Genomic DNA, 14,038 nt, shown 5'->3' on the forward strand with positions numbered 1-14,038 from the left:
CGGCGCGCGCTGCAGTCCGTCGGTAGGCGTCGAAAGTGGACAGCGGCCTTGGATTAGCCGAGATCCTTGCAGTCATCGCAACGCGGCCGTCCAGCCGAACCTGCCTTGCGGTGAGCTTGCTTGATCTTCTTCCCGGCGGGACAATTGTCGTGGTCGTGATAGACGTTACGGTGGGCCGGTCGGATATTCGAGCGAGTCAGTGTGCTAGGGAGCTACTTTTGACATTTAGCGTCCTCTAATAGCGACGATTGAGTAATGGTTGATAACAATCGAACGTTGACGGTGCAATCAGACACACGGTCCGAAACGTACGATGGTCAGCCGGCTGCTGGACGTCTCACTCCAAGCCGCAACCGATCCGTCGAGGCCTCACCTCGCTTAACCACACATTCAACAGCTAGCTATCTTGAACGATCCGCAGTACAAACGGGATTATTTGGTGATCCCATGCTGGACGATGAATTTAACAGGCAGCGGGCTCGTCTGGTTCGCGAGCTTGCCGATCGGGCCGACCCGTTTATCAAGCGGCGGCTCCTGGATCTTGCGTCCCGGTACGAGCAGCCCCCGGAAGACCAAGCCGCTGGTGCTCCCCTCGATAAACGTCGAGAAGCATCTCGACCACGGGGACGATTGCTAGGAGCGTGCGCTAAATAATCCGGTCCCGCTCCTACTCCTTTTCAGGATTCTTCTCAGGCTTGGCTTCGGCCTCGACTTGTTTAAAGCACGGCTATTCACTTGTCTTCGCTCTCGATCTTCGAGAATGCACGCAATAACCTGACTGCCTACAAATTTCCCTGCCGTCTTCATTCTATCTATTCTTCCACCGGCCTTATATTCGAAGGCGCGGGACGTACCTCGATTCTGGCTTGACCTGACATTCCACGTATTTCACGGGTTCGCCTCTGACGATGATCGAAGGATGTCAGGTGCGGGGCATGCAGTTGGCCTCTTCCGATCGGCACGATCCTGTCCGCCCGGCCAAAATGACAAGGTTGTCCTAGGACTGGGCGTGAATGCGTCAGACCATCAGATCGCTGCGTCGTGAATCAGTTGACTGCCTGTCGAATTGGCGATGCCGCTGTTCGTGGCGCTTGCGAGGGCTTTGCCTGACCGACGTGCTTTCGACGTCACGGATTTCGAGTTGCGGGAACGCGCAGGCGAGAACTTTGCCGGGAAGGAATGCCGATGCTTGCGGTTTGTCGACCTGCGCATCTCTTTGTTCGATTTGGATCCGATCAGCTCTCTGGATCAAGCCGAAACGCGTGCCGCTCAATTGCTACGTTCGCCGCGTCGGTTAATCGGCTCTTGTTCGACCGGCCCGCCCTCGAAATCTCTCTTGAATTCCGACTCGGGTGGTCGCTGGTCGACTTGGACAACAGATGATTGAGCGGAAGGTGACGCAGCCCCGGCATAGTAGCGCCTGGTCAGCGGCATCAGAACGGAACCGAAGAACAGACTCAACATCGTCACGCCAACGTCCTGAAACTCACCCAGGTATCCGGGTCTGGGTTCGCCAGATGACCTCGTTCAAGATCGCCATGCCTGCGTAGAACATTGCCCAGCAGAAGGTGAGGATCGGCCAGCCCTCCGTTGTCAGATTGAAGATGCGATCCAATGTCACCACGATGAAGGAGCGCCCAAACAAAAGTCCGCCACCGAGAAGCGTCGAAAGCAGTGCGCTTACGATGGTTGCCTCGACCTTGACGAACGTATCGTCATGCAACGCCAGCGTCAGAATACCGAACGCCAACACGGTGACGCTGGTGATCAGCGATGTGATCGGCATGTGGCCCTTGACCACGAGGGATGCGATCCCTGCCAAGACAGCTGCCACCATGAATGCGGCAGTAGCTGCAAAAAGTCGGAATTTGACGTTCACAACATGGAGGACGATCAGCGGACCGAGCTCGGTGGCGAAGTCGAGCATCGTATGCGGTTCGTTTTGTCCATCACCTGCGCTGGCTGACATTCTCTGAACTTCTATTCACTTTCTCGAACGCCAAGGTTGAGGATGTACAATCTGACGCTGCGTGATGGTCAAACCCCTTAAGCTGCCCCTCTCATGGCATGCTTGCGGTAGCCGTAGCCTTGGTTCAGGGCGGGGCTTGCTTCGTTCAAGACAGCATCACCAAGTCGCCCGATGATATAGAGGTCTATTCGGCGCGTTCGGCGTCGATGCGCTCGATCGTCAGAGCACAGCATGCTGCCATCCGCTAAGCCGCCGCGCATTCGACCGCTCGCGGATGACCCATACCGATCGCGATATCGGCAACAGCGCAGGCATGATCATGGTTGTCTCGCTCTGCCAAGAGCGAACTTGACGACTTACCGCTGGCTCAGATCTGTTCTCACGACCACGCGGCCGCTTCACTGATGAAGCTTAACAGGCGCTTTGTCGAAATTGTGTAAGTAGTCGATTATATCAGAAACTGCCTGTTTATCCTTCAGTCCACCGAAAGCCATCTTATTGCCAGGAACTTTCGCCTTCGGATCGTAGATATATTGGGCGAGGTCTGCCTCGGTCCAAGTGATCCCAGAGTTCTTCATGGCTTCTGAATAGCCGTAGCCCTCGACCGATCCCGCCTTACGTCCGATCAGCCCGTTAAGGGTTGGGCCGATGGCGTTCCTAGCGTTGTCGCCCACCTGGTGGCAGGCCTTGCAGGCATTGAACTTCACTTCTCCCCGCGCCACAATCTGGGCGGTCGCCTGCCCAATTCCGGCGGCGACGAGCAGAGTTGCGAGAACGATCACTTTCATCAACTTATCCTTTCTTCACCAGCCTGCATGGAGAGGGCTGGTTTGTCGCCAAACCTACAACCTGACGCAAGGTATGATTCAAGACTGCTCTAATCGTTCACGAGTCGATTTCCATTCTGCCCGAGCGAACTACATCTCTTTGTGGCCCGAGCTGGTTTTCGACAACGACGCAAGCGCCAAAGGCGAGGAAGAGGGCAGCTGCGGCAGCCTGGTCAACTTCTATTGGCAGCTGACCACACGCGATTTTCAACGAGTTGGCCCTCGAACCTAGTAAATGCGCAGCACACTGCAGCATGGCTATCTCGTAGAATGGCGTCGAAGTGAGCGCAGCACGCATCACATCAAATCCACGACAGTTGCAGGCCAATAGCATGCATGACGCGGAGGTTTCTAACCTGGTCAAATCCATGGACCATGAGTGCGAGCAATTCGAGCTTGCTCCATATGCATGACGTCGTGCGTCAGGCAAAGGCACTTCCTACTGCATCCGGGCGGCGTGGCCAGATCTGCATTGCTTGGAGAGCCCGTCGGGGCGGCGTTGCACGAGTCGTCGCACCTATGAGACGCAGCGCGACTACCTTAGAGAAGGCAGAGGACGAGTTGTTTGAGCCTGCGCAAGCGAGGTGAGAACCGGCAGGCTATGACAATACTGCGTGATAAATGGCTCGAGCTCAGCTGGACGTGGATGTCCTGAGCGCCACGACTTGCTGCTGCTGCGCCGGGCCAAAAGAATATGAGCACCTACGCCGTTGCGCCTCCGGGGAAAGACGGGTGCAGCCTTAGTTAGGAGCGCAGTTGCCTCAAGCTCAGGAAGCGGCTGCGAACAAAGACCGCTCAGCTAGAGCCGATCAAACTCGTCGATCGACCCGGGTTCGACCGCGTGTGGGAGCTCTCCCTTCCTGCAGATGTAGTTCCACTCGTCGACGAAGGCCCCTGCGGCCGTTTCGGAACGCACAGAGAACTTCTGAAACATCCATCTCGCCCACAAAACTTCCCATGCATCTCTCAACTGGCAAACACTCCTGAATATCAATGGACACCGCGCCCGCGCAGGACTTCGGCGGGCCACGCGCATCAATCGGTGCTGCCCGTCGCCAAACGGCTCCGCCCCCTAACACCGGCGGCTCGCCATCCAATCGACATTAGCGACTAAGGGATCATCACTGTCTCTTGGATCTTGCGATCTGAATACAGTTGAGCTCCACATTGACCCGACGCAAATAGAGTTGCTTAGTGTACAGTTTTGAGCGATTTTCGCTATCTCATCGCAACTCGCTTGCTCGTCTAGACAGATTCTGAAAGCGCACACGAATTCCTTCAAGCCCTTGGCGAGTACACTCGGAGAGCCACTATTTGCGATGGGCGCGGCGAACGACTTCCGTCGCAATCGCGACCGCAGCTTGGCGACATACCGGCTCTCTCGACCACTTGCAGAAGCCGATCACCAAATTCTCCAATCCCTGCTCGGTAAAATCAGAGAGACGAGCGGCACGACGCGTGACCTCTCCAGCAAGTGCGAGCGCGGCCTGGCAAATGGTCGCCTCTTCAGGCCATTTGCTGAAACCGTTCACCAGGTTAGCAAGATCCTGCGGAATGAAATCAGAGAGACGGTCAGCGCGACGAAGGACTTCACGAGCGAGCTCGACTACCGCTTGGCATAAGGTCTCCTCTTCAGGCCACTTGCTGAACGCATTTACCAGATTAGCCAGCGCCTGCTCAGTATAGTCAAAGAACTGAACGACATCAGAGCGAAGGACTACGTGCGCGAGTCCGACGGCCGCTTTGCGACAGGCTTGCTCGTCCGGCCATTTGCTGAAGCCGTTCGCCAGATTTGCCAATCCTTGCTGGGTACAATCCGACAGCTTGGTCGAGCGGCGAAGGACCTCCTCAGCGATCGCAATCGTGCCTTGGCGGGAAGCCACCTCGTCGGGCCATTTGCTCAAACCGTTGACCAGGTTCGAAAGGTCCTGAGGCGCTAGATTGGACAGCCACTCGGTACGGCAGAGGACTATACTCGCAATCGCAATTGTCGCTTCCCGAAAGACTGCCTCTTCCGGCCACTTGCTGAAGCCGTTGACCAATTTGGCCAGCTCTTTCTGATTGAAATTGGAAGGCCAGGCGTCATGGCGAACGAGATCGCTCGCGATCGCGACCGCGGCTTTCCGAAGCTCGACCTCTTCGGGCCACTTGCTGAAGCCATTCAGCAGGTTTGTTAGCGCCTGTTTACCAAATTGAGAGAGACGGGGACGGCGAATGACCTCGCGCGCAATCTCGATTGTTGCTTCCCGAGCGGCCGGCTCTTGCGGCCACTTACTAAGACCATTCACCAAGTTGGCCAATGCCTGCTCAGTATAGTGGGACATTCGAGCCGTTATGATTTCACCGGCAAGTGCGATTGCGGCTTGGCGACAAGCTGCCTCTTTCCACCACTTGCTGAAACCGTGCACCAGGTTGGTCAGTGCCTGCGGAGTGTATTGTGAGCGTCTGGCGTCATGGGAGTGAAGGACTTGCCCGCCAAGTGCGACCGCGGCCTGCCGACAGGCAGCCTCTTCTGGCCACTTGCTAAAACCATTCACGAGGCTCGCGAGGTCCAGCTGATTGAAATTGGTGATCCGGGTGGCTCTACGATCGATCTCGCCCGCAATCGCGATTGTGGCTTGCCGAGAGCTTTCGTCTTCTAACCACTTGCTGAAACCATTCACCAGGTTCGCCAAATGCTGTTGGGAATATTCAGAGAGTTCGATGGAACCATGGAGAATCTCAGCCGCGATCATCCCTGTGGCTTCCCGCGCGGCCGCCTCTTTCTCCCATTTGCTGAAACCGTTCACCAGGTTTGCGAGTCCCTGCGGAGCAAAATCCGAGAGGCGACCGGGGCGATCCGCTCGGCGGATCACCTCACCTGCGATTGCGATCGCAGCTCGATGGCAAGCTACTTGTTTCGGCCGACTTGCTGAAACCGTTAACCAGCGACGCCAGACTTTGACTGTTCAACTCCTGGAACGCCCCCCTTTGATCGGCGCAAAATTCGGCCAACCGGACTGTTCCATTACAGCATTCCGTCATCCTGCAGTGCCGACTGAAAGACGATGCGAGGAGTGAAATGGCTCTGAATCCGACTTTCTTGATCAACGCATTATCAAGCTGCGACACGCGAGCAGCAATGCGCTCGCACGCTCTTATACCGGCCTCACCTCCACCCGCCCGGCTTATCGCATTGCAGGTGGTGGCGTAGTCCCACGATTTCCCAGCGAGGATGTTTTCCTCGAAGCATTCTACAAATCTAAGTTGGAAATGCGAAGCAGCCTTTTGCAGGAACGCTGCTTGATCCGCCTGCCGAAGCTGCTTTGCGTGCTTGAGCACGGCGATTGAGAATTCACGTATCTGATGCGAACGATCGATCTCGGTTAGTGCTGCCTCAAGTGCCGACATCTGCATAATCATTTCTGGGGCCCGCCGCAGGCGCCCTGCGTTTATGGAGAGGAGTGCTGGTCCGCACGGTCCAGCATCAGGGCATGTAAACTCCTGCGCCGCCGGAGCTGCATTTATTTGCAGTTCGCGTTGTTTGTGGCTGCGACACCAAGAAGGTACACAATGAGACTGCGAGTTAGGTTGCCGAGCATTCTCCCCTTCACATCATCCGCCGATCTCTTGGCACGCCTACCCCAATGATCTGATCATTGTCCGGAAGCACCGAGATCTACGCCATGGCCGCTCACATATGCTTGCTGACATGATGCGCTCCCGCGAGCGTGACTTATGATTTTCCGAGCCTACAACCTGACGCTACGTGGGGTTCAAGTCATATGTTGGTTTACCTTTTTAGGAACGGTCAGCCATCTAGATGACATCATCTCAGCGATCGGCTCATGCCAACAAAGAAATCGGACTTGTCTTGCAACTCGGCGCACCAGGATGCTGGAAACGGCTATGCCGCTATTTGTTTTGTCGGAGATTGCATAGCAAGCGTCTCGTTCAACGCAAGCGCCCACTCAGTGTTCTGCCGATTGTGGCTGGTTCGGCCAGTGGCACGAACGCGAGGCATAGGCGACGTCGCAAGATTTGAGAGGCTTTTGGGTTAGTGGTCCTAGTCACCCGCCAACGTACGAGTGAAATCCAAGACTTATCGGCACAGGCGCAAATTTACCCGCCGCGCCTTTCATGCACGCGCGGTCGGGCAACCATCTGACGCATCGTCGCTTTGGGCGCGCATCGGCGCAGCGCATTATTGCTGAGGGACGCGCCCGCCGGCCGGCGCGTCCAAGTTAATTGGTGGCGTGATGCGACAATTCCATGTCGGCTGCGCTCGCAAAAGCAGCCGAACTGGTCAGACGGCGCAGGACGGTACAAATAGGCCATATGCGGCACTACGACGGCCCGGCGCGTACCGCTCATAAAGAATAGGCGTCGGTTATCGCACAATCAGTTCAGCCCCAATCGAGCGCACCGCCGTTCTGATACTCGATGACGCGGGTTTCGAAGAAATTCTTCTCCTTCTTCAGGTCCATTGCCTCCGACATCCATGGGAACGGATTCTCCGCCTCCGCGAACACGGCCGTGAGGCCGATCTGGGCGCAGCGACGGTTGGCAATAAAGTGCATGTACTGCTCGCACAGTGCGGCGTTCAGCCCGAGGAAGCCCCGTGGCATCGTATCGCGGCCATAGGCAGCCTCGAGTTCGGCGGCCGCGCGGATCATGTTTTGGACTTCCTCCTGGAAAGCCGATGTCCACAGATCCGGGTTCTCGATCTTGATCTGGTTGATCACGTCGATGCCGAAGTTCAGATGGATGCTCTCGTCGCGCAGGATGTATTGATACTGCTCGGCGATGCCAACCATCTTGTTGCGGCGGCCGAACGAGAGGATCTGCGCGAAGCCAGTGTAGAACCACATGCCCTCGAAGATCACGTAGAAGGCAACGAGATCGCGCAGGAACGCCTGACCGGCCTGCGGCGTGCCGATCCTGAAATCGGGATCGTCGAGATGCTGGGTATGCTTGATCGCCCACGCCGCCTTGTCGGTGATCGAGGGCACCTCGCGGTACATGTTGAACAGCTCGCCCTCGTCGAGGCCGAGGCTTTCGACGATGTACTGGAAGGTGTGGGTATGCACGGCCTCCTCGAAGGCCTGGCGCAGGAGATATTGCCGGCACTCCGGGTTGGTGAGGTGACGATAGATCGCCAGCACGATATTGTTGGCAACGAGGCTTTCGGAGGCCGCAAAGAAGCCAAGATTGCGCTTGATGGCGCGGCGCTCATCCTCCGAGAGGCCGTCGCGCGACTTCCACAGTGCGATGTCGGCCTGCATCGAGACTTCGGTCGGCATCCAGTGATTGTTGCAGGCGGCAAGGTACTTCTCCCATGCCCATTTGTATTTCAGCGGCAGCAGCTGGTTGACGTCGGCGCGGCAGTTGATCATCCGCTTCTCGTCGACCGAGACGCGGCCGCCATGACGGTCGATCGTGCCGAGGCCGGTTGCCTCGCTCAGAGCGGTTGGCGCCGCCGCGAAGGACTGCGGCATGAAGGGCGTGCGCACCTGGCGGGTCGTGGTCGCTGTTTCTGAAAAGTCGAGCATAATGTTGGTTCCTTTGGTTTTCTTACTGGCAGGCTTCGCAGTCGGGATCATCGATCGAGCAGGCAATGGCGCTCGGCAGATCGGGGGCCGGCGCGGTCAGCGCCACTGGCGAGACAGCGTTGAGCTTGCCGTCGGTGCCCTTCAGCGTTGACTTCTCGACATGGGTCGCGCTGCGCGAGCGCAAGTAATAGGTCGTCTTCAGGCCCAGCGACCAGGCTTGACGGTAGAGCGCGTCGAGCTTCTTGCCGGAGGGATTGGCGATATAGAGATTGAGAGACTGCGCCTGGTCGATCCATTTCTGCCGCCTCGCCGCGGCCTCCACCAGCCAGCGCGAATCGATCTCGAAGGCGGTCGCATAAAGCGCCTTGAGATCGTCGGGGATGCGGTCGATCGCACCGACGCTGCCGTCAAAATATTTGAGGTCGTTGACCATCACCTCGTCCCACAGCCCGCGCGCCTTGAGGTCGCGCACCAGATGGTCGTTCACCACCGTGAAATCGCCGGACATGTTGGATTTGACATAAAGGTTCTGGTAGGCCGGCTCGATCGACTGCACGACGCCGCAGATGTTGGAGATCGTCGCCGTCGGCGCGATCGCCATCACATTCGAGTTGCGCATGCCGACCGAGGTGACGCGGCCGCGCAGGGCTGCCCAGTCAAGCGTGCTCGTACGGTCCATCGTGACCCCGCCGCGGGCATCGGCAACATAGTCGATCGAATCGATCGGCAGGACGCCCTGGCTCCACAGAGAGCCCTCGAACGACGGATAGCGCCCGCGCTCGGCGGCGAGATCGCAAGACGCCGAAATCGCATGATACGAGATCGCCTCCATGCTCGTGTCGGCGATGGCGACGGCGGCATCAGACGCTACCGCGACGCGCAGCATATGTAGCGCGTCCTGGAACCCCATCAGGCCGAGCCCGACCGGGCGATGCCGCAGATTGGAGCAGCGCGCTTCGGGGATGGTGTAGAAGTTGATGTCGATAACGTTGTCGAGCATCCGCATCGCCGTCGTCACCGTCTTTTTCAGCCTGACATCGTCGAGCCGACCGTCCTGGACGTGGTTGGCGAGGTTGATCGAACCGAGATTGCACACGGCGGTCTCGTCGTCGGACGTGTTTAGCGTGATCTCGGTGCAGAGATTCGAGGAGTGGATCACGCCGACATGGCGCTGCGGCGAGCGCAAATTGCACGGATCCTTGAAGGTGATCCAGGGATGGCCGGTCTCGAACAGCATGGTCAGCATCTTGCGCCAGAGGTCGACGGCGCGGATCTGCTTGAACAGGCGCATTTCGCCGCCCGCGGCCTTGGCCTCGTAATAGGCGTAACGCTCGGCAAATGGCTTACCATAGAGATGGTGCAGATCCTGCGTCTCGTCCGGCGAGAACAGCGTCCATTCGCCGTCAGCCTCGAACGCGCTGCATGAACAGATCGGGCACCCAGTTGGCGGTATTCATGTCATGGGTGCGGCGGCGGTCGTCGCCGGTATTCTTGCGCAAATCGAGGAATTCCTCGATGTCGACGTGCCAGGTCTCAAGATAGGCGCAGACCGCGCCTTTGCGTTTGCCACCCTGGTTGACGGCGATCGCGGTGTCATTGGCTACTTTCAGGAACGGAACCACGCCCTGGCTTTCGCCGTTGGTGCCCTTGATATGGGCGCCGAGCCCGCGGACGCGGGTCCAGTCATTGCCGAGCCCGCCGGAATATTTGGCAAGCAGCGCGTTGTCCTTGATCGACTTGAAGATGCCGTCGAGGTCATCGGCCACGGTGGTCAGGAAACACGACGAGAGCTGCGGCCGCAGCGTGCCGGAGTTGAACAGCGTCGGCGTCGAGGCCATGAAGTCGAACGACGACAGCAAATCGTAGAACTCGATCGCGCGGGCCTCGCGGTCGATCTCGCGCAGCGCGAGCCCCATGGCGACGCGCATGAAGAAGGCCTGCGGCAGCTCGATGCGGTTGCCGCGGACATGCAGGAAATAGCGGTCGTACAGCGTCTGCAGGCCTAGGAACTGGAAGGACAGATCGCGTTCCGGTTTCAGCGCCGCGGCAAGACGCGCGAGGTCAAAACGGCCGAGCTCGGCGTCAAGCAGTTCGGACGTGATGCCGGTCTTGATATAGGCCGGGAAGTACTCTGCATAGCGCGTGGCCATGTCGGCCTGCGACGCGCTGGTCGGCGCATCGAGCACATTGGTCAGCACCTCGGTGCGCAGCTTGTCGAGCAACAGGCGGGCACTGACGTAGCTGTAGTTCGGCTCCTGTTCCACGAGGGTGCGGGCTGCCATCACCGAGGCGAGCGCCAGCTCGTCCTGGCCGATGCCGTCATAGATGTTGCGCTCCGTCTCGGCGATGACGGGCGCAGCGTCGACGCCGTCAAGGCCGGCACAGGCCTCGTTGATGATCAGCGCCAGCCGCGCGTGGTCGAGCGGCACCTTGGTGCCGCCGCGTAGCGTGACCTGAATCGCTGGTCCCGCCGGGGGCTTTGCCGTCTTCGCCGCCCCCTGCTCGTCGCGCTGCCTCGTGCGCTCCTCTCGGTACAGCACATAGGCGCGCGCAACCTTGTGGTGCTCGCTGCGCATCAGCGCCAGCTCGACCTGATCCTGCACGTCTTCGATGTGGAAGGTGCGGCCCTCGCTCATCCGCCGCGACAGCGCGGTGACGACCTCAGCAGTGAGTTGCTCTACGATCTCATGCACCCGGCGCGAGGCGGCCGCGGCATGTCCCTCGACCGCCAGAAACGCCTTGGTCATCGCCACCGAAATCTTGCTGGCGTCGAATTTCGACACCGTGCCGTTACGGCGGATCACCTGCATCGGAGGCGACGCTTCCGGCGCGGCGAGCGGTTCTGGACGCAACTGGATGAGTGGCGCTGGCTTTGTTTCGCGATCGAGAGAGAGTGACATCGTGCAGACCCCGTGATGCTTGTTGGGGCCGGATGTCGAGAGGACGCTGCGTCATTCCGGCGGACAAGCGTCGCCGGCATGGCTGTGCAAGCGACCGCCGGGACACCCCGCCCGTGGACGTGTTTGGTGTCGCGGCAGGTCTCCTGGCTCGCAGGTCGCCGTTGCTCCCTTGTCTTCCCAATGCCTCGCGGCATCAGTGACTTAACAGGGCGAGAGCAACTCACTGCTTACAGTTGCGGGGGCAGCGCCGGATTTTACGGATCGATCCGTACTTCACCGGCTTCCCTCTTAGCCACCAAATCTTGCGATACGATGGACCGTCGACAGCTATATCTGGTGCGATTTGGAAGGGAATGTCAACGACCGCAAGATGGCCTTTCCAAAATTTCTGCAAGCTTATCCCAAGGCCCGTGAGCGACTGGCGGGAAGCTTTAAGGCGCTCGCCTTCTCGTCCAGCCCAAACCTCGACCGGGTGATGCGGACGCTTTGCCTCGAACTTGCGTATCGGGCACGGGTAGCCAGCTCTTTCGAGCAATGGTGGTCTTTGATTACGAAAGGCGCCCTTACCGATCGTATGCGGGTCTAGTGCGGTCGCCCGACGTTGTTCGGCCTTGGCATCAACAGCGCGATCAATCCCCTTCCAGAATCGTACATCGCTTTCATAGCGGTGCTCTCGTCTGTCATGCTGACAGGGGATGAATTCGGTCGAGGTCATCTACTTCTCCGATGGCATCGCACACCTGGAAAAGTCACAACCCGCTGAAACCACCCAACTTTAGTTTCCGGTCGGCGTCCTACATAAGGCGTTTTTCGGCCGACTTGGCGTGGCGGAAACTGCGCCCGATTGGAGTTCCACTATGTCCCAGAGCGCGCCCTGGGGGCTGAACATTGTTGAGATCGAGATCGGCATTCTCGCCCGCCAATGCCTCGATAGACGCATCGACAGTTTCCCACACCTCGTCAAAACGTTGCAATGTCAACCACGCCTGCGTCAATTGGATGCTCACAACCGAAAAGGCTCGCGCAAAATGGCGTGCGCCGTCCAAGCCCTTCAGCCAGATCAAGTCAATTTCAACGACCCAAAACCTCAGTGTCGAGGCCTTAGTCAGCTTCTCGAAAGCTGACCTTCCTAGCATCGGACTTGGTCTGTAGATGCCCTTGCCGCCCACGCCTGAGCTTGGTCACGAACCTAGGGTAGGCGCTAGGCCGATCGGAACGATGCCTTGTCGCTTATGAGAGCAAGGAGAGCCCTATGGATTCCAATCGGATAAACGGTGCCCTCTCGCGCGGGTCCCAAACTTGGGACGTCAGCACACGGGAGAATTATGAATTATTTAGCCAGACTGTGAATCAAGTCAGGTCATCGTCCGCCGCGCCTGTATCGGCAAAGACTCCGATTTGGAGTTCGAGTGCTCCGTACGGGAACTTCTCACGCAATGGATACTCCTGGAACAACGACATATGGGGCGCTGGCGCTGGGCCTCAGACGATTTCGGTGTATGAAGCCAACCGGTGGGGCGTGTGGTCGAACCAGCCTAATTCGAAAGGCATCAAGAGCTATCCGCACGAGTCATTCAATATCGGCAAACCGCTCAGTTCAATCAACACTCTAAGCTCGAGCTTCAACCAGGTTGTTCCTGCTGGTGGCGCTTGGGACGTCGCCTACGATATCTGGGACAGCTCAAAACAGCAGGAGATTATGCTCTGGACAAACTACACCGGAAACCCAGACGGCAGCGGCAACGTAAAGCCGATTTCATATCACTATGACTCTTCCGGGGCGGCGATCCCGGCTTATCGCAATATCCATGCAGGCGGGGCGACTTGGAACGTGTTTGAAGGCTTCAATGGTCACAAAGTCATCTCACTCCTGTGCACTTCGAAGACCAACAGCGGGACAGTGGACATCAAGAGTATCCTGCAGTGGATCAAGTCGACGGGCTATTTCGGCGACATAAACGTCGGTAGCGTGCAATACGGCGTCGAGATCACCTCCTCTCCCGGGGGGATGAATTTCAATTTCAACAACTGGACCGTGACCTCGAAGTGAATATCTGCCTCCTGGGACGTGAGATCTGAAGGGCACCAGCCGCAAACGGCTCGAACGCCATTTCGTGGAACATAAGCCTGCGCGGATGCTCTGCCTCATGGTCGACAGCGTCTCCGAGCACTTCGACCCGAATTTCTAGTTCCGCTCGGAATAAGCTGCTCCGGCTGTCACACTGAAGAGCGAGAGGGCCGCCGGCGCCGGTAGCCACTCCATCACGGCCTCCGACATCGGCAGGATAGGGCCCTTTCTTCACGGCCGCTGAGTTTGAGGCCATCGGCTGCGCGGCTGCGCGATGGTCATTGGCCAGCGTCCGCGTTGGGTTGCCAGCAAGGCGCAATCAGACGTTATTCCGCCATTTCGCGGATGACAACGCGCACATGGTTGTCGAAAGCATCCAGATGGGCGCAGAATTCTACGCAATCATTGAGTTGCCACTACAAGTCACTCTATTCTCGTCCGTACAGAGCATCATTCCCTTCGGGATGCCGCAGCGACCATAATTTCTGAGGGTTGACGCAGTCCCTCCCTTGCAGGTAATCGAAACCGTTGAGGTTCTCCAGATCCCGATTGACCTGGAGCTAAGAGGGAAGCCGGTGCGCAGGTTCTTCGGAACGATGCAATGCCGGCGCTGCCCCCGCAACTGTAAGCGGCGAGCCATCGTCCATTTCAGCCACTGAAGCGCGAGCTTCGGGAAGGCCGGACGATAGCTAGGACCCGCGAGCCAGGAGACCTGCCTCGGCATCATAAACGTCCACGGGCGG

The 14,038-nt window shown here is 58.2% G+C and carries 7 protein-coding genes, 2 pseudogenes and 2 riboswitches; of the genes and pseudogenes, 2 read left to right on the forward strand and 7 right to left on the reverse strand.

The features are described from left to right. The first annotated feature begins 1,072 nt into the window (after positions 1–1,072). Entirely contained in the window at positions 1,073–1,387 is a 315-nt protein-coding gene (locus ACSKB9_RS16740) for a hypothetical protein (protein ID WP_438080651.1), read from the forward strand. Here ACSKB9_RS16740 and ACSKB9_RS16745 read toward each other — a convergent pair. The 7 genes and pseudogenes from ACSKB9_RS16745 to ACSKB9_RS16775 all read right to left on the reverse strand — a co-directional run. After that, positions 1,378–1,969, reverse strand: a pseudogene (locus ACSKB9_RS16745) (inner membrane-spanning protein YciB); the annotation flags it as partial. The gene ACSKB9_RS16740 and the pseudogene ACSKB9_RS16745 sit on opposite strands and share 10 nt — an antisense overlap. Before the next feature lie 398 nt (positions 1,970–2,367). After that, positions 2,368–2,757, reverse strand: coding sequence for a c-type cytochrome (locus ACSKB9_RS16750; RefSeq protein ID WP_438074307.1), 390 nt, complete (start codon positions 2,755–2,757; stop codon positions 2,368–2,370). A 1,349-nt stretch (positions 2,758–4,106) separates the two neighbouring features. Then, a complete protein-coding gene (locus ACSKB9_RS16755) occupies positions 4,107–5,585 on the reverse strand; it encodes a hypothetical protein (protein WP_438074308.1) in 1,479 nt (492 codons plus the stop codon). Positions 5,586–5,652: 67 nt separating this feature from the next. Continuing rightward, positions 5,653–6,186 (reverse strand): hypothetical protein, encoded by a 534-nt coding sequence (locus ACSKB9_RS16760; RefSeq protein WP_438074309.1) that lies wholly within the window; start codon positions 6,184–6,186, stop codon positions 5,653–5,655. Positions 6,187–7,181: 995 nt separating this feature from the next. Further along, positions 7,182–8,327 carry a ribonucleotide-diphosphate reductase subunit beta gene (locus ACSKB9_RS16765; RefSeq protein WP_438074310.1) on the reverse strand — a complete coding sequence of 382 codons (1,146 nt, stop codon included), beginning with the start codon at positions 8,325–8,327 and terminating at the stop codon, positions 7,182–7,184. 22 nt (positions 8,328–8,349) lie between these two features. Continuing rightward, positions 8,350–11,227: pseudogene (locus ACSKB9_RS16770) on the reverse strand (ribonucleoside-diphosphate reductase subunit alpha). A 116-nt stretch (positions 11,228–11,343) separates the two neighbouring features. Next, a riboswitch (cobalamin riboswitch) is annotated at positions 11,344–11,565 on the reverse strand. Positions 11,566–12,021: 456 nt separating this feature from the next. Beyond that, positions 12,022–12,291, reverse strand: a complete 270-nt coding sequence (locus ACSKB9_RS16775; RefSeq protein ID WP_438074311.1) for a hypothetical protein — start codon at positions 12,289–12,291, stop codon at positions 12,022–12,024. Positions 12,292–12,479: 188 nt separating this feature from the next. On the opposite strand from ACSKB9_RS16775, the gene ACSKB9_RS16780 reads away from it, so the two are divergent. Next, a complete protein-coding gene (locus tag ACSKB9_RS16780) occupies positions 12,480–13,277 on the forward strand; it encodes a glycosyl hydrolase (protein WP_438074312.1) in 798 nt (265 codons plus the stop codon). Between the two features lie 532 nt (positions 13,278–13,809). Beyond that, positions 13,810–14,029, forward strand: a riboswitch (cobalamin riboswitch). The last annotated feature ends 9 nt before the right edge of the window (positions 14,030–14,038 follow it).

Origin of the sequence: Bradyrhizobium sp. BR 1433, from assembly GCF_051547665.1 — a bacterium.
In the GTDB taxonomy this organism is placed as follows: Bacteria; Pseudomonadota; Alphaproteobacteria; order Rhizobiales; family Xanthobacteraceae; genus Bradyrhizobium; species Bradyrhizobium australafricanum.

What these genes read in the sequence shown, in the direction of transcription:
- ACSKB9_RS16740 (WP_438080651.1), top strand. Translation starts at nt 1,073, where the DNA reads ATGCCGCTGTTCGTGGCGCTTGCGAGGGCTTTGCCTGACCGACGTGCT.
- ACSKB9_RS16750 (WP_438074307.1), bottom strand. Translation starts at nt 2,757, where the DNA reads ATGAAAGTGATCGTTCTCGCAACTCTGCTCGTCGCCGCCGGAATTGGG.
- ACSKB9_RS16760 (WP_438074309.1), bottom strand. Translation starts at nt 6,186, where the DNA reads ATGTCGGCACTTGAGGCAGCACTAACCGAGATCGATCGTTCGCATCAG.
- ACSKB9_RS16765 (WP_438074310.1), bottom strand. Translation starts at nt 8,327, where the DNA reads ATGCTCGACTTTTCAGAAACAGCGACCACGACCCGCCAGGTGCGCACG.
- ACSKB9_RS16780 (WP_438074312.1), top strand. Translation starts at nt 12,480, where the DNA reads ATGGATTCCAATCGGATAAACGGTGCCCTCTCGCGCGGGTCCCAAACT.